The 19,735-nt window shown below is 70.8% G+C and carries 21 protein-coding genes; 13 read left to right on the top strand and 8 right to left on the bottom strand.

What is annotated here, in order from left to right; translation table 11 throughout:
- The first annotated feature begins 116 nt into the window (after positions 1 to 116).
- From IEX89_RS19420 to IEX89_RS19400, 5 genes are all read left to right on the top strand, one after another.
- A complete protein-coding gene (locus IEX89_RS19420) occupies positions 117 to 929 on the top strand; it encodes a glycosyltransferase family 2 protein (RefSeq protein WP_188914923.1) in 813 nt (270 codons plus the stop codon).
- Positions 922 to 1,665 carry an AzlC family ABC transporter permease gene (locus IEX89_RS19415; protein ID WP_188914922.1) on the top strand — a complete coding sequence of 248 codons (744 nt, stop codon included), beginning with the start codon at positions 922 to 924 and terminating at the stop codon, positions 1,663 to 1,665. The genes IEX89_RS19420 and IEX89_RS19415 overlap by 8 nt, the downstream gene beginning before the upstream one ends.
- A complete protein-coding gene (locus IEX89_RS19410) occupies positions 1,662 to 2,027 on the top strand; it encodes an AzlD domain-containing protein (RefSeq protein ID WP_244645583.1) in 366 nt (121 codons plus the stop codon). The genes IEX89_RS19415 and IEX89_RS19410 overlap by 4 nt, the downstream gene beginning before the upstream one ends.
- 202 nt (positions 2,028 to 2,229) lie before the next feature.
- Positions 2,230 to 2,700, top strand: coding sequence for a hypothetical protein (locus tag IEX89_RS19405; RefSeq protein ID WP_188914921.1), 471 nt, complete (start codon positions 2,230 to 2,232; stop codon positions 2,698 to 2,700).
- A 211-nt stretch (positions 2,701 to 2,911) separates the two neighbouring features.
- Positions 2,912 to 3,808, top strand: a complete 897-nt coding sequence (locus IEX89_RS19400) for a sugar kinase (protein WP_188914920.1) — start codon at positions 2,912 to 2,914, stop codon at positions 3,806 to 3,808.
- Between the two features lie 133 nt (positions 3,809 to 3,941).
- Here IEX89_RS19400 and IEX89_RS19395 read toward each other — a convergent pair whose 3' ends face one another.
- Entirely contained in the window at positions 3,942 to 4,235 is a 294-nt protein-coding gene (locus IEX89_RS19395; RefSeq protein WP_188914919.1) for a hypothetical protein, read from the bottom strand.
- Between the two features lie 185 nt (positions 4,236 to 4,420).
- Between IEX89_RS19395 and IEX89_RS19390 the strand changes: the two genes are divergently transcribed.
- Together IEX89_RS19390 and IEX89_RS19385 are read left to right on the top strand one after the other, a co-directional pair.
- Positions 4,421 to 5,152, top strand: coding sequence for an SDR family NAD(P)-dependent oxidoreductase (locus IEX89_RS19390; RefSeq protein ID WP_188914918.1), 732 nt, complete (start codon positions 4,421 to 4,423; stop codon positions 5,150 to 5,152).
- A 104-nt stretch (positions 5,153 to 5,256) separates the two neighbouring features.
- Positions 5,257 to 5,673 (top strand): DUF4864 domain-containing protein, encoded by a 417-nt coding sequence (locus IEX89_RS19385; protein WP_188914917.1) that lies wholly within the window; start codon positions 5,257 to 5,259, stop codon positions 5,671 to 5,673.
- A 9-nt stretch (positions 5,674 to 5,682) separates the two neighbouring features.
- Here IEX89_RS19385 and IEX89_RS19380 read toward each other — a convergent pair whose 3' ends face one another.
- Positions 5,683 to 6,849 (bottom strand): M24 family metallopeptidase, encoded by a 1,167-nt coding sequence (locus IEX89_RS19380; RefSeq protein ID WP_188914916.1) that lies wholly within the window; start codon positions 6,847 to 6,849, stop codon positions 5,683 to 5,685.
- A gap of 217 nt (positions 6,850 to 7,066) precedes the next feature.
- On the opposite strand from IEX89_RS19380, the gene IEX89_RS19375 reads away from it, so the two are divergent.
- Entirely contained in the window at positions 7,067 to 7,528 is a 462-nt protein-coding gene (locus IEX89_RS19375; protein WP_188914915.1) for a peptidase S1, read from the top strand.
- 31 nt (positions 7,529 to 7,559) lie between these two features.
- Here the strand turns inward: IEX89_RS19375 and IEX89_RS19370 are convergent, their stop codons facing one another.
- Together IEX89_RS19370 and IEX89_RS19365 are read right to left on the bottom strand one after the other, a co-directional pair.
- Positions 7,560 to 9,287: a patatin-like phospholipase domain-containing protein gene (locus IEX89_RS19370; protein ID WP_188914914.1), complete on the bottom strand. Its 1,728-nt coding sequence runs from the start codon at positions 9,285 to 9,287 to the stop codon at positions 7,560 to 7,562.
- Positions 9,288 to 9,449: 162 nt separating this feature from the next.
- Positions 9,450 to 10,250, bottom strand: a complete 801-nt coding sequence (locus tag IEX89_RS19365) for an enoyl-CoA hydratase (RefSeq protein WP_188914913.1) — start codon at positions 10,248 to 10,250, stop codon at positions 9,450 to 9,452.
- A 213-nt stretch (positions 10,251 to 10,463) separates the two neighbouring features.
- Here IEX89_RS19365 and IEX89_RS19360 point away from each other — a divergent pair, with 213 nt between their 5' ends.
- Both IEX89_RS19360 and IEX89_RS19355 read left to right on the top strand, forming a co-directional pair.
- Entirely contained in the window at positions 10,464 to 10,814 is a 351-nt protein-coding gene (locus IEX89_RS19360; protein WP_244645582.1) for a DUF805 domain-containing protein, read from the top strand.
- Positions 10,815 to 10,933: 119 nt separating this feature from the next.
- Complete coding sequence (locus IEX89_RS19355) at positions 10,934 to 13,333, top strand: thiamine pyrophosphate-binding protein (protein WP_188914912.1); 2,400 nt, start codon at positions 10,934 to 10,936, stop codon at positions 13,331 to 13,333.
- Between the two features lie 141 nt (positions 13,334 to 13,474).
- Here IEX89_RS19355 and efp read toward each other — a convergent pair whose 3' ends face one another.
- Positions 13,475 to 14,044 carry an elongation factor P gene (efp, locus tag IEX89_RS19350; protein ID WP_188914911.1) on the bottom strand — a complete coding sequence of 190 codons (570 nt, stop codon included), beginning with the start codon at positions 14,042 to 14,044 and terminating at the stop codon, positions 13,475 to 13,477.
- 117 nt (positions 14,045 to 14,161) lie between these two features.
- Between efp and epmA the strand changes: the two genes are divergently transcribed.
- Positions 14,162 to 15,241, top strand: coding sequence for an EF-P lysine aminoacylase EpmA (gene epmA / locus IEX89_RS19345; RefSeq protein ID WP_188914910.1), 1,080 nt, complete (start codon positions 14,162 to 14,164; stop codon positions 15,239 to 15,241).
- Positions 15,238 to 16,269 (top strand): lysine-2,3-aminomutase-like protein, encoded by a 1,032-nt coding sequence (locus IEX89_RS19340; RefSeq protein ID WP_188914909.1) that lies wholly within the window; start codon positions 15,238 to 15,240, stop codon positions 16,267 to 16,269. Before epmA ends, IEX89_RS19340 begins: the two co-directional genes overlap by 4 nt.
- Here the strand turns inward: IEX89_RS19340 and IEX89_RS19335 are convergent.
- On the bottom strand, positions 16,254 to 16,862 hold the full coding sequence (locus IEX89_RS19335) for a Uma2 family endonuclease (protein ID WP_188914908.1): 609 nt from the start codon (positions 16,860 to 16,862) through the stop codon (positions 16,254 to 16,256). The two genes, IEX89_RS19340 and IEX89_RS19335, sit on opposite strands and share 16 nt — an antisense overlap.
- A gap of 180 nt (positions 16,863 to 17,042) precedes the next feature.
- Between IEX89_RS19335 and IEX89_RS19330 the strand changes: the two genes are divergently transcribed.
- Entirely contained in the window at positions 17,043 to 18,143 is a 1,101-nt protein-coding gene (locus IEX89_RS19330; protein ID WP_188915038.1) for a bifunctional transcriptional activator/DNA repair enzyme AdaA, read from the top strand.
- Here the strand turns inward: IEX89_RS19330 and pyrF are convergent.
- Complete coding sequence (gene pyrF / locus IEX89_RS19325) at positions 18,130 to 18,837, bottom strand: orotidine-5'-phosphate decarboxylase (RefSeq protein WP_188914907.1); 708 nt, start codon at positions 18,835 to 18,837, stop codon at positions 18,130 to 18,132. The two genes, IEX89_RS19330 and pyrF, sit on opposite strands and share 14 nt — an antisense overlap.
- Complete coding sequence (nth, locus tag IEX89_RS19320; RefSeq protein ID WP_373290610.1) at positions 18,834 to 19,709, bottom strand: endonuclease III; 876 nt, start codon at positions 19,707 to 19,709, stop codon at positions 18,834 to 18,836. The genes pyrF and nth overlap by 4 nt, the downstream gene beginning before the upstream one ends.
- Between the last annotated feature and the right edge of the window lie 26 nt (positions 19,710 to 19,735).

Genomic DNA, 19,735 nt, shown 5'->3' with positions numbered 1-19,735 from the left:
ATGGCGGCGACCTGCATTGCAGGATGCGCACGGCTCGTGCGCTTGAGCCCGCACGCCGCATTGTCTAGCAAGGGTGACCGCCCCGATCTCGGCGGCCCCGAGGCCGGAACGCTCCCTTGCCCTCCCTCTCGCCCTCCCTCCCACCCCCGCTGCCCCTCTCGATCTTCGTCATCGCCAAGGACGAGGCCGATCGCATCGGCGCGACGCTCGATGCCGTCGCGGGGCTCGCGGACGAGGTGATCGTGGTCGATTCCGGCTCGACCGACGGGACGCAGGCGATCGCCGAGGCCAAGGGCGCGCGGGTGATCCACAACGACTTCGCCGGCTACGGACCGCAGAAGCGCTTCGCCGAGGAGCAGTGCCGCAACACCTGGCTCCTCAACCTCGATGCCGACGAGGTGGTGCCGCCCGACATGGTCGCCGACATTCGCCGGCTGTTCGAAGGGGGCGTGCCGGCCGAGGACGCCTACACCACGCGGATCGCGGAGGTCTTCCCCGGCGAGGAGGACGTGCATCCCCTCGCCTACGCGCTTTCACCCGTGCGGCTCTACCGGCGCGATCGCGGGCGCTATTCGGCCTCGATCGTGCACGATCGCGTGGATCTCCTCCCCGGCGCGCGCGTCGGCGCGCTGAAGGGCACGATCCGTCACCGCTCGGTGCGCTCGCTCGGCGACCAGATCGCCAAGCTCAACGCCTATTCCGATCGCCAAGCGGACGATCTCGCAGCGCGGGGCAAGACGATCCCCGCCTGGCGCGTCTTCGTCGAGTTTCCGGCCGCCTTCCTGAAGGCCTATGTCGGGCGCCGCCACGCGGTGCGGGGCGTCTACGGGTTCCTGACGGCGATGAACTACGCCATCGCCCGGCATCTGCGCATCGCCAAGCACATCGAGCGCCGACGGCTGGCTGCGCGGGCACGGCGCGATGGCTGAGCCCGCGCCAGACGCCGGACCCGCTGCGGCGACGCATAGCCTCGTCTGGCGCGGCGCGCGCGACGCGCTGGCGCTGCCAGCCTGGGTCGTCGGCTTCGCCCTCGTGGGCGTCGGCTCGCTCGCCCAGGGCGTCGGCTATCCGCTCGGCGCGACGATGCTCTCGACACTGCTGATCTGGGCCGGCCCCGCTCAGGTCGTCTTCTTCGGCTCGCTCGCTGCGGGGGTGGCGCTACCGCTCATCGCCGCCGCGATCTGCCTCTCGTCGATCCGCTTCCTGCCGATGACCATCGCGCTGATGCCGCTGCTGCGCCGGCCGGGCCAGGGGCTCCTCGCGCAGATCGCCATCGCCCACTACATCGCCGTGACGGTGTGGGTGGAGAGCCTAAGGCGCCTGCCGAGCATGCCGGCGCAGGAGCGGCTGCCCTACTATCTCGGCTTCGCCAACGCTTGCATCCTCACGACGACGGCGCTGACCGGGGTGGGCTGGTTCCTCTCCGGGACTCTGCCGGCGCCGCTCGCCTCCGGGCTCCTGTTCATCACGCCGGTCTATTTCACCATCGCCCTCGCCGCCGGCGCGCGAACGGCGGTGGACGTGACCGCCATCGTGCTGGGCTTCCTTCTCGCACCCCTCTTCGGGCATCTGGTGGGGCGCGACTTCGATCTCCTCTTCACCGGGCTCGTCGGCGGCACCATCGCCTATCTCGCAGGGCGCGCGCGGCGCAGGAGGAAGGCGTGAGCGGGATCGAGGCCATCGTCGGCGCGGGGCTCGCGCCCTATCTCGCGCTGATCGTCTTCGGCTTCCTCCCGAGCGAGGTCTGGCGCGTGCTCGGCGTCTTCCTGTCGCGGGGGCTCGACGAGAACGCAGAGATCCTCGTCTTCGTGCGCGCCGTCGCAACGACGCTGCTGGCCGCCGTCGTCGCCAAGCTCCTCGTCTTCCCCAGCGGCGCGCTCGTCCTGGTGCCGCTCTGGGCGCGCCTGGGCGCCATCCTTTTCGGGCTCGGCGCCTTTTTCCTCGCGAGGCGCTCCATGATCGCCGGCGTCGTCGCGGGCGAGGTGTTCCTCGTCGCGGCCGCGACCTTCGCCATCGAGACGCCCTGACCCCGCAACGATGTGGCGCCGCGCGCCGGCGCTCGGGTCCCGAAATCGTCTCACGAAGGGACGTTTTCGATCGGATCTTTCGTCCGGCGGCTTCGTTGTTCGAGAGCGCCGAACTTTCGCCAAACGGCACAGGTTGAATTCTCGACCCGCAACGGAGGTCGGCGTCCGCATAGGCACCGTACCGTCGCCAGAGGAGAGTTCGATGGAACACAAGCGTGTTGAACAACTCCGTAGCGTTGCCGATGTTGCGTATCAGCCTCCCAAGGAGGTCCTGACCCGTCGCGAGCGTCTCGAGCGCTGGGTCGAGCTGCTGGAGGCGGAGCCCCGCCGCCGGCTGTATTCGCTGGGCGATATCGAGTTCCAGCCCCGGGAGACCCGTCACCTGATGCGTGCCGACGAGTCCCCGCTCACGGTCGCCTTCGCCGATCCGGTCCTGCGCAGCCAGGGCCTCGCCAGCGATCGCCTCGGCGACGGCGTGGCGTTCTTCGGCCTGTCCGAGGGCGATGCCCACCGCATTCTGTGCTCCTGCCTCAACGGGCGCACGATGGAAGCCTCCACCGCGGCGCGGCGCGTGCGTGCCTCGGTCAGCCAGCGCGGCCAGAAGCTGCTCGCGCTCGGCATCACCACCGGCCTCGTCCTGGCCGTGCCGGCCATGGCCATGCTCGTCGGCTGACGATCGCTCGAGCGACACGTCATGCCCCCCGAGCCTCCGGGACGTCGACGCAGCCGCGTCGACGTCCCGCATGCGCGCGCGTCGGCACGACCAATCGTCTGAAGCGTTTCAAAAACGCGCCGAAACCCGCGCTTGCCCTCTTGCGCGCGGGCGCCGCCCGTGATCCCTTCCGCTCGCACCGATCCCCGTACGACCATCAGGAGAGCGGCCGTTGGAAGCTTTGTTCATCGGGCAGGCCTATATCGACGTCACCTTCGTCACGGACCATCTGCCGACCGGCGACGAGAAGACGGTGGCTCAGGACTACGCCATTTCCTTCGGCGGCAATGCGGTGAGCGCAGCCTTCTGCTGCGCCAAGCTCGGCATCGCCCCCGACCTCCTCGCCACCGTCGCCGACGACTGGCTCGGGCGCATGTTCATCGACATGGCGGCGCGCTACGGCATCAGCGTTCATCACCGCAAGGTGCGTGAGAGCTCGCTGTCGTTCATCATGCCCAAGGGTGGCAAACGCGCCATCGTCCGCTGCCGCGACGACGACTTCCTGCATCCCTTCCCCCCGCTGAACCTGCGCGGCTGCCGCGCGCTCCATCTCGACGGGCACCAGCCGGACGCGGCGCTGCACTACGCCAAGACCTGCCGCGAGGCCGGCATCCTCACCTCGCTCGACGGCGGCGGCCTGCGCACCAACACGCACGAGCTCCTGGGCTTCATCGACGTCGCCGTCGTGGCCGAGCGCTTGTGCGAGCAGATGAGCCTCTCGCCCTCCGAGATGCTCGACTATCTCAAGAGCCGCGGCGTGCGCGTCGGCGGCGTGACGATGGGCGAGCGCGGCATGTTCTGGTACGACGAGACCGGCGAGGCGCGCCACATGCCCTCCCTCGCCATCCCGGGCGAGATGGTGATCGACACCAACGGCGCGGGCGACATCTTCCACGGCGCCTACGTCTACGCCCATCTCGCCAACCCCGAGGGCTCGTGGGCCGACCATTTCGCCTTCGCCCGCGGCGCCTCCACCCACGCGATCCAGCACCTCGGCAACGAGGCGAGCCTGCCGACGCGCGTCGACGTCGAGCGGGCGATGCAGGAATTCGCCGAGCGCGCCGCCTGAGTTCGGTACCTGCCCTTTGGGGAGGTGGGCCGCGAAGCGGACCGGAGGGGGCGAAACCTCGGTCGACCGTCACGCCCCCACCCGTCTCGCTTCGCTCGACGACCTCCCCTGCGGAGGTGTCGGGCCCTGTCCCTCAGCCGACAGCGGCGAGCCGCGAGGTAGTGTGCGCACGCTCCCGCAGGGCGACGAGCCGGCGCTCGTAGGGCGCCTTTGCGGCGTCGTGACGGGCGTCGAGGTCGCGGGCGATCTCGCGCTTCACCGCCTCGGGCCCGTCCCAATGGGCGAGCCGCTCGTGGGCCGCCTCGTGGGCGAAGTCGAGATCGGCCAGGATGGCGAGGGTCTCCTGGAGAGCGGGGGTGAGGTCGTTCGGGTAGACGGGGGCGGCGGCGTCGGCGCGCAGAGCGTGCGCGGTCATCGGTTTCGTCATGGTCGGAGCGTCCTTCCCTCTCGGCCGTGTTCGGCCGTTAATTGCCGGGCTTGGCCCCCACGATGCGGCGTCGGCGACTGACGCGCCCGATTCCCTCCGCACACGTCCAGGGAAAAGCCCGATTGTGGACGACTGAAGGCAGCGCGGCCTTGTTTCGGGGCGCCCGCGCCCTTTGTCACACGTCGATGAGCGACCAGACCTCTCCCGCCGTCCCGCCCCCCTCCCCCCGTTTGCCCTCCGGCCCCGCGCTCGTCGTCGGTGCGTCCGGCGGCATCGGCGCGGCGCTCGTGCGCGCGCTCGAGGAAGACGGCCGGTTCTCGCCCGTGATCGCCGCGTCGCGATCCGGATCCCCGCCCCTCGACGTCACCGACGAGGCGAGCGTCGCGGCGTTCGCCGCCTCCCTCGGGGACACGCAGCTCGCCCTCGTCGTCGACGCGACGGGCCTCCTCCACGACGCGGAGATGACGCCCGAGCGCTCCTGGCGCGACATCGATCCCGCCGTCATGGCGCGCTCCTTCGCGATCAACGCCATAGGGCCGGCGCTCCTGTTGAAGCATCTCGCGCCGCGCCTCGCCCGAGACGGCAAGGCGACCTTCGCGACCCTCTCGGCCAAGGTCGGCTCCATCGGCGACAACCGGCTCGGCGGCTGGTACGCGTACCGCGCCTCGAAAGCCGCGCTGAACCAGATCGTGCGCACGGCCTCGGTGGAGCTCGCCCGCCGCCGGCCGGGTGCGCTCTGCGTCGCCATCCATCCCGGCACCGTCGACACGCGCCTGACGAAGCCCTTCGCGAAGGCCGGGCTCGCCGTCGCGACGCCGGACGAGGCCGCGTCACGGCTCCTCGCGGTTCTCGACGGCCTGCCGTCCTCGGCCACCGGCGGCTTCTACGATTATCGCGGCGAGGCGCTGCCATGGTGATCGCGCTCGTGACGGCGCTCGTGACGGAAGGTCGCGGGGCGTCTTGCCGCCGCCCGCGCGAGGCCTAGCTCCGAATGATGCGACAGCACGTCCGGAGCCGACCCATGCGCATCCTCCTCGCCGGCCTCACGCTCCTCATCGCCCTCGCCTTCCTGCCGGCGGAGCGCGCACATGCCGACGAGGCTGCGGCGCGGGCCGTCATCGAGGGACAGATCGAGGCCTTCCTCGCCGACGACGGCCCGGCCGCTTATTCCTTCGCGGCACCCGGCATTCGGAGCATGTTTCCGAACGAGGAGCGCTTCAAGGCGATGGTCCGCCAGGGCTATCCCCCGGTCTATCGTCCGCGCGACTTCGCCTTCGGCCGCTATCGCGAGACGGCGGCCGGGCCGGTGCAGGAAGTCTCCATCGTCGATCGGTCCGGCGTCGCCTGGCAGGCGATCTACTCGCTGGAACAGCAGCCGGACGGAACCTGGAAGATCTCCGGCTGCCGCCTCGTGCGCCTGCCCGGCGTGAGCGCCTGACGCCCGCCCTCAGAGGCGGACCAGATCGAGCGAGGCCGCCGAGAGCGGCTCGGCGCCGGTCGCCCCGACGAGGGAGGTCCGCCCCAGCGTCATGGCGAGGCCGGCCGCCTCGTCGAACAGGATCATGTGGCAGAAGAAGACGTTGCCCGGGCGGGCCTCGTAGCCCTGGCCGGCGAAGAGCATCGGCCAGTCCATCCAGTTCGGCGCGAAGGTCGTGCCCAGCGAATAGCCGCAGGCGTTGAGCCGCGTGTGCCCGTAGCCGGCAGCGTCGAGCGTGCGGGCGTGCGCATCGAACGCCTCCCCGATCGGCCTGCCGGGACGCAAAGCCGCCTCGGTCGCCAGAAGCGCGTCGTGGGCTGCCGCGTGCATCGCCACGACGCGCGGATCTTCGCGCCCGATCACGAAGGTGCGCATCAGCGCCGCATGGTAGTGCCGGTAGACGCCGGCGTGCTCGATCGTCAGCAGGTCGTCCGGCGAGAGCGTGCGCCGGCCGGTATAGTAGCGGCACATCAGGGCGCCGGGGCCGGAGCCGAGGATGAACTCGTTGGCGGGGTCGTCGCCGCCGCCGCGGGCGATCGCCGCGTGCATGTCCGCCAGGATGTCGCCCTCGAAAACGCCTGCTGCCGCACGCGCCTGGGCCGCCGCGAGCGCCGCGTCGCCGAGCTCTGCCGCACGGCGGACATAGGCGATCTCCTCGTCGCTCTTCACGGCGCGCAGCTCCGACACCAGGAACGAGGCGTCCTCGACGCGCACCACGCCGTCGAGAGCCGCCTCCAATCGCTTGCCCTTGGCGGCCGTGAGCCCGTAGGCCTCGTACTCGACGCCCACGCGCCGGCCCGACAGACCGTGCTCCTGCAAGATGCCGGCGAGCTCGCGCTCGGGCTCGGCGCCGGCACGGTCGACCCAGATCCGCACGTCCTCGACGACCGACGTGAAGCGCGCCTGCAGCCGGTCCGCCGAGCGCGTCAGCAGCGTCAGCTTCCCGTCCGCGGTGAGCACCATCGCCTGGAAGTGGACGTAGCCGAACGTGTCGTAGCCGGTGAGCCAATACATGCTCTCTTGGCGAAACATCACGAGCGCGTCGAGCCCGCGGACCGCCAGCGAGGCGACGGTCGCCTCGAGCCGGCGCGCGAGCTCGCCCGTGGAGAAGTGCAGGTTGCGGGGCGCGTCGGGCATCTGGATCCTCTCGGGAATGACGCCGCACGCTAGCCTCTCCGCGGTCGTGGCGGAAGACGCGAACGGGAAGCCGAGAAAAGTCAGTGTTTTCATCTATTCAACAGCAAGAAATATGGATTTATCGTCCCCTCCGCTGCGGAAGCGATGCGCGGTCGAGACGGCGCCCAGCCTTCGCGGGATCACTTCGCCGGCTGTCCGGCACCAGGGGGCATCGTCCATGAATCGCATCGTCATCGCCGGGCTCGGCGCCGTGGCGGCACTCGCCGTCACGGTTCCGGTCGTCGCGCAGAACTACAATCGCAATCCTGCTTTCGGCACCTTCCGCCTCGGCGCAGGGTTCTCGCCCGATCCATACTCGATCAACGTCCGCGCCGGTGGCACCCGCAACGCCGCCCAGCTCGGCTCGGCCTGCGCCGGCTCGATCGCGGACGCGCCCGACGTGCGCATCCAATACCAGGCGGGTTCCTTTCCGCTGAGCTTCACCGTTCGCTCGAACTCGGACACGACCCTCGTGATCAACGACCCGAATGGGCGCTGGTATTGCGACGACGACTCCGCCGGCAATCTCGACCCGCTGGTGCGCTTCAACCAGCCGTCGAGCGGCCAGTACGACGTCTGGATCGGCCATTACGAAGGCGGGAGCGGCGTGCGCGCCCGCCTCGACGTCAGCGAGTACTGAACGAGTACCGAAGGAGGCGCCCGCTCGCGCGTCACGCCTTCGGCGTGATGCGCAGCGCGCTCTCCGGCTGCGGGATGTCCGCCTTCGACGCCAGCGGCTCGTCCCAGCCGGCGACGTGCCGCATGAGGCCGTCGAAGCGCTCGAGCATGGCGCGCATCGTCTCGGGATCGGTGTCGTCGAAGCTCGACGGATCCTTGGCGATGCGCTTCATCGCCTCCGCCATGCTCTCGCCGCTGCCGGCGCCGGTCCAGCGCGCCGCCGTCTTGGCGAGCGTCTCCTCGAGCCGTGCATAGGCGACGAGGAAGCGGCGCCAGCGATGGTCGTCGAAGTCGAACCGGTCGCCTGCCAAGAGCGCGCCGGCCTCCGCGCCGATCTTCGTGAGCGCGTCCAGCGTCTCGGACCCCATGGCCAGGTTGAGGCCGCCCTCGTCGTCGAGCAGATAGACGTCCGCGACGCGCTCGCGATAGCCGGGCAGCGACGTCTGCAGGCGGTCCTGCCATTCCTGCATGGCGTCGAGCACGGCGCCGAGGAAGCCGAGCGGCCCCTTGGGCTGCACCAGTCCGATCCACGGATCGGGCCGCTCGGCCGTCGGCAGGCTCGCGCGCTCGCCGCCGGGCAGCGTCGAGACCGATTCGAGCGAGATGCCGAAGGTCGGCCGGCGCGGCAGCAACGCGTCGAAGAAATGGATCGGGAAGTTGCTCGAGATGCCGCCGTCGCTGAACAGCATGCGCCGCACGGCACCGCTCCCGTCGGGCGCGTAGAGCGGCACCGCCGAGATCAGGACGGGGAAGGACAGGCTCATCCGCGTCGCGACGACGACGGGCAGATCGTCCGGCTCCGGCATGTGCCAGAGCCCCGCCTGCGGGCCGGGACGGGCGGCGGGACCCTGTGTCATCCAATCGACGACCCAGCCGGGGAGGACCAGGCGGAACTCGTCCTCGCGGAAGTACAGCGCCTCGAACGGATGTCCCGGCTTCGTCAGGTCGGGCAGCCAATGCGGACGGCGCAGCGCGAGATTGGTGGTCATCATTGCGAGCTGGATCGGGCCGGGCTCGCTCTCGGGCGCATCGGGCCGTCCGCTGCGGGCGAGGTCGCCGAAGGTCAGCGGCCGGCGCAGTTCCTCGGGATCGTCGGGCAGGCCGCGGCCGGCCGCCTCCTCGATCGTCTCGGCGAGCCAGTCGGAGAGGCCGATGCCCTCCGCGTCCTCCTGCGTGGGGCCGGGGCATAGGCCGTAGAAGTTCTCCTCCAGCACGTCCTTGGCGTTGGCGACGACGCTCCAGGCCGAGAGCCCCACCGTCACGAGCGCGAAGACGAGGAGCGCGAAGACGACGGCGAAGAGGCTCCCGCCGATGGCGGCGGAGAAGAGGCCGAGCGTGAAGGCGATCATGGCGCCGACGAGCACGAACTGGCCGTGATGGAAGAGGAGCGTCCAGAACGCCTTGCCGAAGCGGCGCTCCAGCACGCCCCAGCGCAGGAGCGCGTAGAGCGGGCGCGCGGCCGGCGCGGGCTGGAACAGGTTCGGCAGGTGCTTGGCGATGCGCTCGGGGAGCTTCTCGACGACGTCGAAGCCTCCGCCCTCGCGGTTGAGCTCCGCCGCCGCGGTGATCGCGGCCGCGATGGCGCCCACGGAGGTGCCGCCGATCGAGCGGAAGCGGTATTTCTCGGCCAAAGCGGTCACGGCCTTCGGGTAGATCACCCCGGAGGTGATCCCGCCCTTCATTATCACGTCGCATGCCCGCTCGGGCGCCGGTTTCGCCATCGCGTTCCTCCCGTGTCGCGGCCGAAGCAGAGCCGGCCGGCGCGGAAGGAGGCCACAGGTTCGCAGCGCGCGTAAAGCGCCGTTTCGACCCTCGCGGTCGCGATTTCGTGAGGATTTCCGGTCCTCACCCCCGTGTGATCACACGCCTGTCGACACGTTGTGTCAGCGGCCCTGCCAGACCGGCTTGCGCTTGGCGAGGAAGGCCTCCATGCCCTCCCTGAAATCGCCGCTCGTGTAGCAGCCCACCACGAGATCGTCGCCCGCGCCGTCGATCTCGCCCGATGCGGCCAGCGCCAGGCCGCGCTTCGTCGCCGCGAGCGTCAGGGGCGCGTGGCCGGCGATCGTCGCGGCGAGCTCGTCCACCCGCGCCGCGAGGGCGTCCGGATCCGCGGCGACCTCCGTGACGAAGCCCTTCGCGCACGCTTCCGCGGCGGATAGGAGGCGCGCGGTGAAGATCATCTCCTTCACCGTCGCCGGCCCGACCAGCGTCGCGAGGCGCGCGAGATTGCGCACCGAGAGGCAGTTGCCGAGCGTACGCGCGATGGGAAAGCCGATGCGCGCGCCCGCCTCCGCGATGCGCAGATCGCAGCAGGCGGCGATCGCCGCGCCGCCGCCGGTGCAGGCGCCGGCGATCATCGCGATGGTCGGCTTGGGCAGGGACTCGAGCCGGCTCAGCACACGCTCGATGCGCACCTCGTAGGCGAGCGCGTCCTCCGCGGTGCGCACGTCGCGGAAAGCGGCGATGTCGGTCCCGGCGGCGAAGGCCTTGCCGCCCGCGCCCTCCAGCACCACGACGCGCACCGCGTCGTCGGCCTCGAGCGCGCCGCAGAGGTCGTGGAGCTCCTCGTACATGGCGAAGGTGAAGGCGTTGCGGGCCTGCGGGCGATCGAACACCACCCGCGCGACGCCGTTCTCGACGTGGTGGCGTACACGTCCCGCCTCGCGCGTCTCGTCCCCGCTCATCGCCCGCTCCCCGGCTCGTCCGATCTCGCTTCCGTCTAGACCGAGCCGGCGGACGCGTCACGCGCTGCCTTCGACGGAGCGACGCCGGGGAGGAACCGCCCTCCCCGTCCCGCGCGTTGACGTACGGCAAAGCTCCATGCCCCATACGTGAATTAGGCTGATCGAGGCGCTCGCCCGAGATCACGAGGCGAGCCGAGGAAGAGGAGACCGACCGTGCCCACCAATATCGACTGGAAATGGATGTTTACCACCTACGAGGGGCGCATCGAGCGCGGGCGCTGGTGGATCGGCGTCGCCGTCCTCCTCGTCGTCGCGCTGATCTCGACGATCCTGTTCGGCACCGACGGGCTCGTCGCCTTCATCATCACGATCGTGCTGCAGCTCGCGGGGCTGATGCTCCACATCAAGCGCTGCCACGATCGCGACAAGTCCGGCTGGTGGTGCCTGCTGCTGCTGATCCCCTTCGTCGGCTTCCTGTGGGCGCTCGTCGACCTCGGCCTCCTCGAGGGCACGCCTGGCACGAACCGGTTCGGGCCGGACCCTCTGGCGCGCGAGAAGATCTGAGCGGCAGGATCCGAGCGGCAGGCGGCCGCTCGCGGGTAGCGCTTGGCGCGGGGCGGCCGGAGCCCTATCGTGCCGGCGCCGTCTCGCCCCCATGCCCGACCTCACGGACAAGATCCCCCATGCCCGCCGTCGACGATCCCCGCCTGCCCTACCTCGCCGCGCTCGAGAAGAAGCTCCTGTGGCTGTCCACCTGGACGATCCACAACGCCAATCACCTGCGCGAGAGCGCCGACGGGCTCAAGGTCGGCGGGCATCAGGCGTCCTCCGCCTCGCTCGCGACGATCATGACGGCGCTCTACTTCGCGGCCCTGCGCCCGCAGGACCGCGTCGCGGTCAAGCCGCATGCGAGCCCCGTCTTCCACGCGATCCAGTATCTCCTCGGCAACCAGACCCGCGAGAAGCTCGAGCGCTTCCGCGGATACAAGGGCGCGCAATCCTATGCCTCCCGCACCAAGGACGGCGACGACGTCGACTTCTCGACCGGATCGGTGGGGCTCGGCGTGGCGCAGACGCTGTTCGCGTCGCTGGCGCAGGACTACGTGCGCGCCCACGGCTGGGGCACAGAACGGCCGGAGGGACGCATGATCGCCCTCGTCGGCGACGCCGAGATGGACGAGGGCAACATCTTCGAGGCGCTGCTGGAGGGCTGGAAGCAGGGCGTTCGCAACACCTGGTGGATCGTCGACTACAACCGCCAAAGCCTCGACGCCGTCATCCGCGAAGGGCTCTACGCCCGCTTCGAGGCGCTCTTCCGCGCCTTCGGCTGGGACGTGGTGACGCTGAAATACGGCTCGCTGCTGGAGGAGGCCTTCCGCGAACCCGGCGGCGACAAGCTGCGCGCCTGGATCGACACCTGCCCCAACCAGCTCTATTCCGCGCTGACCTTCCAGGGCGGGGCGGCCTGGCGCAAGCGGCTCATGGACGAGATCGGCGACCAGGGCGACGTCACCGCGCTCGTCGAGCGGCGCTCGGACGCCGAGCTCGGCCGGCTGATGACGAACCTCGCCGGCCACGACCTGCCGACCCTGCTCGAGGCCTTCGAAGGGATCGACCACGACAGGCCCGTCGTCTTCATCGCCTACACGATCAAGGGCTTCGGCCTGCCGCTGGCGGGCCACAAGGACAACCACGCGGGGCTCCTCACGCCCAAGCAGCTGGAGGGGTTCCAGACCCAGATGAACGTGCGCGCCGGCCGGGAATGGGAGCCCTTCGAAGGGCTCGACATGCCGGAGGCCAAGCTGCGCGACTTCCTCGCCGGCGTCCCCTTCGCGCAGGAGGGCCGCCGGCGCCGCTCAGCGCCGGCGCTGCCGGTGCCCGAGACGCTCGAGGCGCCCCGCCAGGAGACGATCTCGACACAGGCGGGTTTCGGTCTCATCCTCAACGAGCTCGCCCGCTCGGATTTGCCCCTGGCCGAGCGCATCGTCACGACCTCGCCCGACGTGACCGTCTCCACCAATCTCGGGCCCTGGGTGAACCGCCGCGGGCTCTTCGCCCGCCAGGCGCTCGCCGACACGTTCAAGGCCGAGCGCATCCCCTCGACCTTCAATTGGGACTACCGGCCGACGGGCCAGCACATCGAGCTCGGCATCGCCGAGATGAACCTGTTCATCCTGCTCTCCGCGCTGGGGCTCTCGCATTCGCTCTTCGGCGCGCGGCTGATCCCGGTGGGCACGCTCTACGACCCGTTCATCGCGCGCGGGCTCGATGCGCTCAACTACGCCTGCTATCAGGACGCCCGCTTCATCCTCACGGCGACGCCGTCGGGCGTGACGCTGGCACCGGAGGGCGGCGCGCACCAGTCGATCTCCTCGCCGCTGATCGGCCTGGCGCAGGACGGGCTCGCCTCCTTCGAGCCCGCCTTCGTCGACGAGCTCGCCGAGATCATGCGCTTCGCCTTCGCCTACGTGCAGCGCGACGGCGACGCGGAGCCGGACGAGCGCACCTGGCTGCGCGACGCCACCGGCGGCTCGGTCTACCTGCGCCTCACCACCCGCGCGCTGGAGCAGCCGCGGCGCACGATGAGCCCCGCGCTCGCGCAGGACATCGTCGATGGTGCCTATTGGATGCGAAAGCCCGGGCCGAACGCCCAGGTCGTGGTCGCCTATACGGGCGCCGTCGCGCCGGAGGCCATCGAGGCGGTGGGGCTGATGGCGGAGGATCGCCGCGACGTCGGCCTCCTGGCCGTGACCTCGGCGGACCGGCTCAACGCCGGCTGGACGGCGGCGCAGCGCGCCCGCGAGGCCGGGCTCGTCCACGCCCGCTCGCATATCGAGCGGCTGATGGACGAGGTGCCGGCGCATTGCGGGCTCGTGACCGTGCTCGACGGCCATCCCGCCACGCTCGCCTGGCTCGGCTCCGTCGCCGGCCACCGTACGCGCTCGCTCGGCGTCGAGCATTTCGGCCAGACGGGCACGATCGCCGACCTCTACAGGCACTACGGCATCGACGCCCAGGGCATCGCCCAGGCCGCCCAGGCGATCGCCCCCGGCCGTCCCATCCGGCACCTGAAGGCAATCTGACGCGCCGGCCCGCGATGCACCCGAATCGCGACTGCCGGGTCGCCGCCCTCCTCTACGGAGAGGCGGCCTGCGGCGCGCGACATCCACGTCGACGTCGCCCGTCCAGGCTCGTTCTCCTCTGCGAGGAAGACGCGTGCCTTCTCAGTCCTTGGCGCGCTCGACGTACGACCCGTCCTCGGTCATCACCACGATGCGGGTACCGGCCGAGATGTGGGGCGGGACCATGGTGCGCACGCCGTTGTTCAGCATTGCCGGCTTGTAGGACGACGACGCCGTCTGGCCCTTCACCACCGGCTCCGTCTCCACCACCTCGAAGGTGACGCGCTGGGGCAGCTCGATGGCGATGGCGAGGCCCTCGTGGAGCTTCAGCGACACCGTCATGCCCTCCTGGAGGTAGGCCGCCTGGTCGCCGATGTCGTCGCGCGACATCGTCACCTGGTCGAACGTCTCCGGGTTCATGAAGTGGAAGCCCTCGCCGTCCTCGTAGAGGAACTGGTGGTCGCGGTCCTCCACCGTCGCCTTCTCCACCTGCTCGGTGGTACGATAGCGCTCGGAGACCTTGGTGCCGTCGGAGATGCGGCGCATGTCGAGCTGCGTGACCGGCGTGCCCTTGCCGGGGTGGATGTTCTGCGCGGTGAGGACCACGTAGAGCTTGCCGTCGACGTCGACGACGTTGCCCTTGCGCAGGGAGCTCGCGATGACCTTGGCCATGTGTGTTCCACTTCGTATGCGCCGCGTGACGCGGCCTCTTGAACCTGCTCGGCCTGGGCATTACCCCACGAGGCGCGCCCGGTCTAGTGAGCCGGCACCCGGAGACGCCTGATCGCCATGGATGCCCCCGCCGACGCCGCCTCGTTCTTCTGGGATCCCGGTCGTCATGCGGATCGCAGGCCCTTCCTGCTGGGCCGCGGCGCCGTGACAGACGCCGTGCGCGCGCAGTTCCGCGCCTCGGGCTTCGTCGAGGTGGAGACCGCGAGCCTGCAGGTGTCCCCCGGCAACGAGGCGCATCTCCACGCGTTCCGCACCACCATCACCGCACACGACGGGCGCGCCGCCACGCTCTACCTCCACACCTCGCCGGAATTCGCCTGCAAGAAGCTGCTCGCGGCCGGCGAGACGAAGCTCTTCACGCTCTCCCGCGTCTGGCGCGACCGCGAGCGTGGGCCGCTCCACCATCCCGAGTTCACCATGCTCGAATGGTATCGGGCCGGCGCGCCCTACGAGGCGCTCTTTGCCGATTGTGCCGCGCTCCTCGCGGCGGCGGCGGACGCGACGGGTGCGCGCGTGATCACCTGGCGCGGCACCACCTGCGATCCGCGGGCGGAGCCCGAGATCGTCACCGTCGCGGACGCCTTCACGCGCCATGCCGGCATCGACCTCCTCGCCACCGTCGACGAGGCCGGCGGCAGCGATCGCGAGGCGCTCGCGGCGCGAGCGAACGCCGCCGGCATCCGCGTCGCGGCGGACGACACGTGGACGGACGTGTTCTCGAAGGTGCTCGTCGAGCGCATCGAGCCGCGCCTGGGCATCGGCCGGCCCACCATCCTGTGCGAATACCCGCTGTGCGAAGCCGCCCTCGCCCGGGCGAGCGCCCGCGATCCACGCGTGGCCGAGCGCTTCGAGCTCTACGCCTGCGGGGTCGAGCTCGCCAACGGCTTCGGCGAGCTGACGGACGCCGCCGAGCAGCGCCGACGCTTCGAGAGCGAGATGGACGAGAAGGCGCGCGTCTACGGCGAGCGCTACCCGCTCGACGAGGACTTCCTCGCCGCCCTCGCGCGGATGCCCGAGGCCGCCGGCTGCGCGCTCGGCTTCGATCGGCTCTGCGTCCTCGCCACCGGCGCGCAGCGCATCGAGGACGTGCTCTGGACCCCCGTGCCGGACCTCGACACGATCTCGGAGGCGTCATGAACGCCCGCACGCTGCGCACCGTCGATGCGCTGGTCGAGGCGGGCCTCGCCCCCGACGCGGCGCGCCCCGCCCTCGACGCCGTCGCCGAGCGCTACGCCATCGCGATCACGCCGGCCATGCGCGCGCTGATCGATCCGGGCGACCCGCACGACCCGATCGCGCGCCAGTTCGTCCCCTCCCCGGCCGAGCGCGAGACGCGGCCCGAGGAGCGCGCCGACCCGATCGGCGACGAGGCTCATTCCCCCGTCCCGGGCATCGTCCACCGCTACCCGGACCGGGCGCTCCTGAAGGCGGTCACCGTCTGCCCGGTCTATTGCCGATTCTGCTTTCGCCGCGAGAGCGTCGGTCCGCAGCACGGGGGGCTGCTGCCGGAGCCCGATCTCGCGCGCGCCTTCGCCTATCTCGAGAGCCGCCCGGAGATCTGGGAGGTGATCCTCACCGGCGGGGACCCGCTCGTGCTGGCGCCGCGGCGGCTCGAGGCGCTGATGCTCCGGCTCGCCTCGATCGAGCACGTGAAGATCGTGCGCCTCCACACCCGCGTCCCGGTCGTCGATCCGGAGCACGTCGGCGCGGACCTGATCGCCGCCTTGCAGGCGAGCGGCAAGACCACCTACGTCGCGCTCCACGCCAACCACCCCCGCGAATTGACGCCGTCGGCACGGACAGCCTGCGCGCGGCTCACGCAGGCCGGGATCGTCCTCGTCTCGCAGAGCGTGCTCCTGCGTGGGGTCAACGACGACGTCGAGACGCTCGCCGCCCTCATGCGCGGCTTCGTGGAGGCGCGGGTGACGCCCTACTACCTCCACCACCCGGACCTCGCCCCCGGCACCGCCCATTTCCGCCTCTCCATCGCGGAGGGGCGCGCGCTCGTGCGAGCGTTGCGCGGGCGCGTCTCGGGGCTGTGCCAGCCGACCTACGTGCTCGACATCCCCGGCGGCGCCGGCAAGAGCCCCATCGGTCCGGACTATGTCCACGGCGACGAGGTGGAGGATTGGCGCGGCCGCCGCCACCGCTACCCGCCGGGCTGAGATCCTCCGACGAGGCGAAGGCGTGGCGCCGGGGCGGGCTCCAGCGTGTCGTAGACGTCCGCCACCGCTATCGCGGTGTCGATCTCCGGCACCGGGATCGTCGCATCCAGCGTGTCGTAGCGCTCGACGGCCCATCGTTCGGCGTCGATGCGCCGATACACCTTCACGGAGACGATGTCGGGCTCGACGAGCACGATGACGCGGATCGCGGCGTGGCGGCGGTACTCGTCCAGCTTGTCCGTGAGATCGACGACGGAGGTGCCGGGCGAGGCGACCTCGACCACGACGGTGGGGTTCGCCGCCTCCCGAGCGGAGGGGTCGGGCGGGCCGCAATCGACGACCACGTCGGGAAAGCGAATGGAGTGCGAGCCCGTGCGCACGGCCGTGTCGCTCGAGGTCGTGCGGCAGCCGGAGGCCTTCGCGGAGGGCGCCAGTACGACGACGAGGTTCGTCGTCACCACGTTGTGGCTCTGCTTCGCGCCGGCCATGAGGCGCACGGGAAAGCCGTCGACGAGCTCGTGGCGCTCGCTCTGGCGGGCGAGCCAGTCGAGGAAGGCATCGGCGCTCATTCGTCCCGGCTCGGCGATGCCCATGCGCATCTCCTCTCGCGCTGCGAGCGCTAAGCATATCACGCGCAGCGGCGCTCTCGTAATCCGCTCGGGAGGCGCCGCGGATGGACAACCCGTGAGAGGCCTCTGGCCCTCCGGCGTCATGCGAGATAGATGCCCGATTTCCGGCTGCCGACGCGGGCCGGAGCGGCTATCGAGGACGCCATGCTGTTCGACCTGCCGAGCCCCGAGATCCTCTACGACGCGCTCCTCGCGCGCGACGAACGTTACGACGGCCGCGTCTTCGTCTGCGTGACGACGACGGGCATCTTCTGCCGGCTCTCGTGCCCGGCGAGAAAGCCCAAATTCGAGAATTGCCGCTTTCACGACAGCGCCGCCGCCTGCATCGAGCGGGGCTTTCGCCCCTGCCTGCGCTGCCGGCCACTCACCTCGATGATCGGCGAGGACCCCGTCCTCGCCCGGCTCCTCACCGCGCTCGAGGCCGAGCCGGAGCGGCGCTGGACGGAGGCCGACGTCGCGGCATTGGGTCTCGATCCCTCGACCGTGCGGCGCAGCTTCCGGCGCAATTTCGGTATCACCTTCCTCGAGATGGCGCGCCATGCGCGGATCCGCGCGGGCATGCAGGCGCTCAAGACCGAGGGGCGCGTCATCGATGCGCAGGTGAGCGCTGGTTTCGATTCGCCCAGCGCCTTCCGCGAGGCGGTGGCGCGTCTCCTCGGCTGCGCTCCTGCGGCGCTCCGGGGCGAGGCGCGGCTGCGGATCGATTGGATCGGGACGCCGCTGGGGCCCATGGTCGCCGTCACCGACGAGCATGCGCTCCATCTGCTCGAATTCGTCGAGCGCAAGGCGCTGGCGAGCGAGCTCAAAGCTCTCGTCGCGGCGAGTCCGGGCGGGCTCCAGGTGGGCCGCTTCACGATGACGGACCGGGTCGAGGCCGAGCTCGAGCGCTTCTTCGCGGGGCGCGACGCGCGATTCACCGTGCCCATCTCGCAGCCTGGCAGCGCCTTCGCGCAAGCCGTGTGGGCGGCGCTACGTGAGATCCCGGCCGGCGAGACGCGCAGCTACGGCGCCATCGCGGATGCGTTGGGGCGTCCCAGCGCGGTGCGCGCCGTCGCACGCGCCAACGGCGCCAATCGCATCGCCGTGGTCGTGCCCTGCCACCGCGTCATCGGCGCGGACGGATCGCTGACCGGCTACGGCGGCGGGTTGTGGCGCAAGCAGCGCCTCATCGAGCTCGAGCGCGGCTATCTGGAGATCGCCGCCACGCGACGCGCGGCGCTCGAGCCGAGCGTCACGCCGCCGTAGCCATCTCCTCGAGGATCGCCTGCGCGGCCGCCCGTGGGTCCTCGGCGCGGATGATGGGGCGGGCGACGACGAGGAGGTCGGCGCCGGCGCGCAGGGCGTCGGCGGGGGTGACGACGCGCTTCTGGTCTCCCGCTTCCGCGCCCGCCGGGCGGATGCCCGGGGTGACGATCAGCATCTCCTCGCCGACGATGCCGCGGATGCGCGCGGCCTCCGCGGCGGAGGCGACGATGCCATCGACGTGAGCCTCCCGCGCCTGCTGCGCGCGGCGCGCGACGAGGCTCGCGACGTCGTCCGTGAAGCCCGCCTGCGCGAGATCGGCGTCGTCCCAGGACGTGAGCACGGTGACTGCGAGGATCTTCAGGCCGCTCTCGCCCCGCCCGGCGACGGCGGCAGCCATCGTCTGAGGATAGGCGTGCACGGTCAGGAGATCGACGCCCATCGCGGCCACCGCCGCGACGCCCTCCTCCACCGTGTTGGCGATGTCGTGGAGCTTGAAGTCGAGGAAGACCTTCTTGCCAGCGTCCACGAGCTCGCGGGCGAAATCGAGGCCGCCGGAAAAGCCGAGCCGGTAGCCGATCTTGTAGAAGCGCCCGGCGTCGCCGATGCGCGAGACGAGAGCGCGCGCCTCCTCGACGGTGGGGACGTCGAGGCCGACGACGAGGCGCTCCTCGAGCGGGATGGCGGTGCGGGTCACGGCAGGGCGTCCTCGTCTGGTTCGATCGTGGGGCTCGCCGCTGGCTTCGTCTTGCCGGGCTTGGGCTCCGGCGTCTTGTCGGGATAGCGGCAGAGATCGGAGACGACGCAGCGCCAGCACTCGGGTCGGCGTGCCTTGCAGACGTAGCGCCCGTGCAGGATCAGCCAGTGATGCGCGTTGCGGCGATATTCTTCGGGCACGAGCGGCGTCAGCGCCGCCTCGATGGCGTCGGTGTCACGGCCGTAGGCGAGCGGGATGCGATGCGAGACGCGGAAGATGTGCGTGTCCACCGCGAGGGTCGGCTCGCCGAAGGCGACGTTCATGACGACCGCCGCCGTCTTGCGCCCGACGCCGGGGAGCTTCTCCAGCACGGACCGGTCGGCCGGCACGGCGCCGGCGTGCTCCTCCACGAGGATGCGCGAGAGCGCCACGACGTTCTTCGCCTTGGCGTTGAAGAGCCCGATCGTCTTGACGTAGTCGCGCACGCCCGCCTCGCCGAGAGCGAGCATGGCGGCGGGATTGTCGGCCACGGGGAAGAGGCGGCGCGTCGTCTTGTTCACCCCCGCATCCGTCGCCTGCGCCGAGAGCACGACGGCGACGAGGAGCGTGAAGGGGTTCGTATATTCCAGGTCCGAGCGCGGATCGGGATCGGCGGCGGCGAGGCGGCGGAAGATCTCGCGCCGTGTCTCGGCGTCCACGGGCTTGGGCGGCTTGCGACCGATGGCGGCAGCGAACTTGGCCGCGGGCTTGGGCTTCGGTTTGGGCTTGGGCTTGCTCTTCCCTTTGGCCTTCGCCTTCGCGACGGCGCCCTCGCCCGCCGGCTCGGCGCCTGCGGCGTTCGCGACCGTGTCGTCCGGCGATTTCGCGCGCAAGGCGGCCTCCCAACCTACGTGTCGCG

The sequence above is a fragment of the Salinarimonas ramus genome (genome assembly GCF_014645695.1).
In the GTDB taxonomy this organism is placed as follows: Bacteria; Pseudomonadota; Alphaproteobacteria; order Rhizobiales; family Beijerinckiaceae; genus Salinarimonas; species Salinarimonas ramus.
This window is presented reverse-complemented; position numbering and strand designations above follow the sequence as displayed.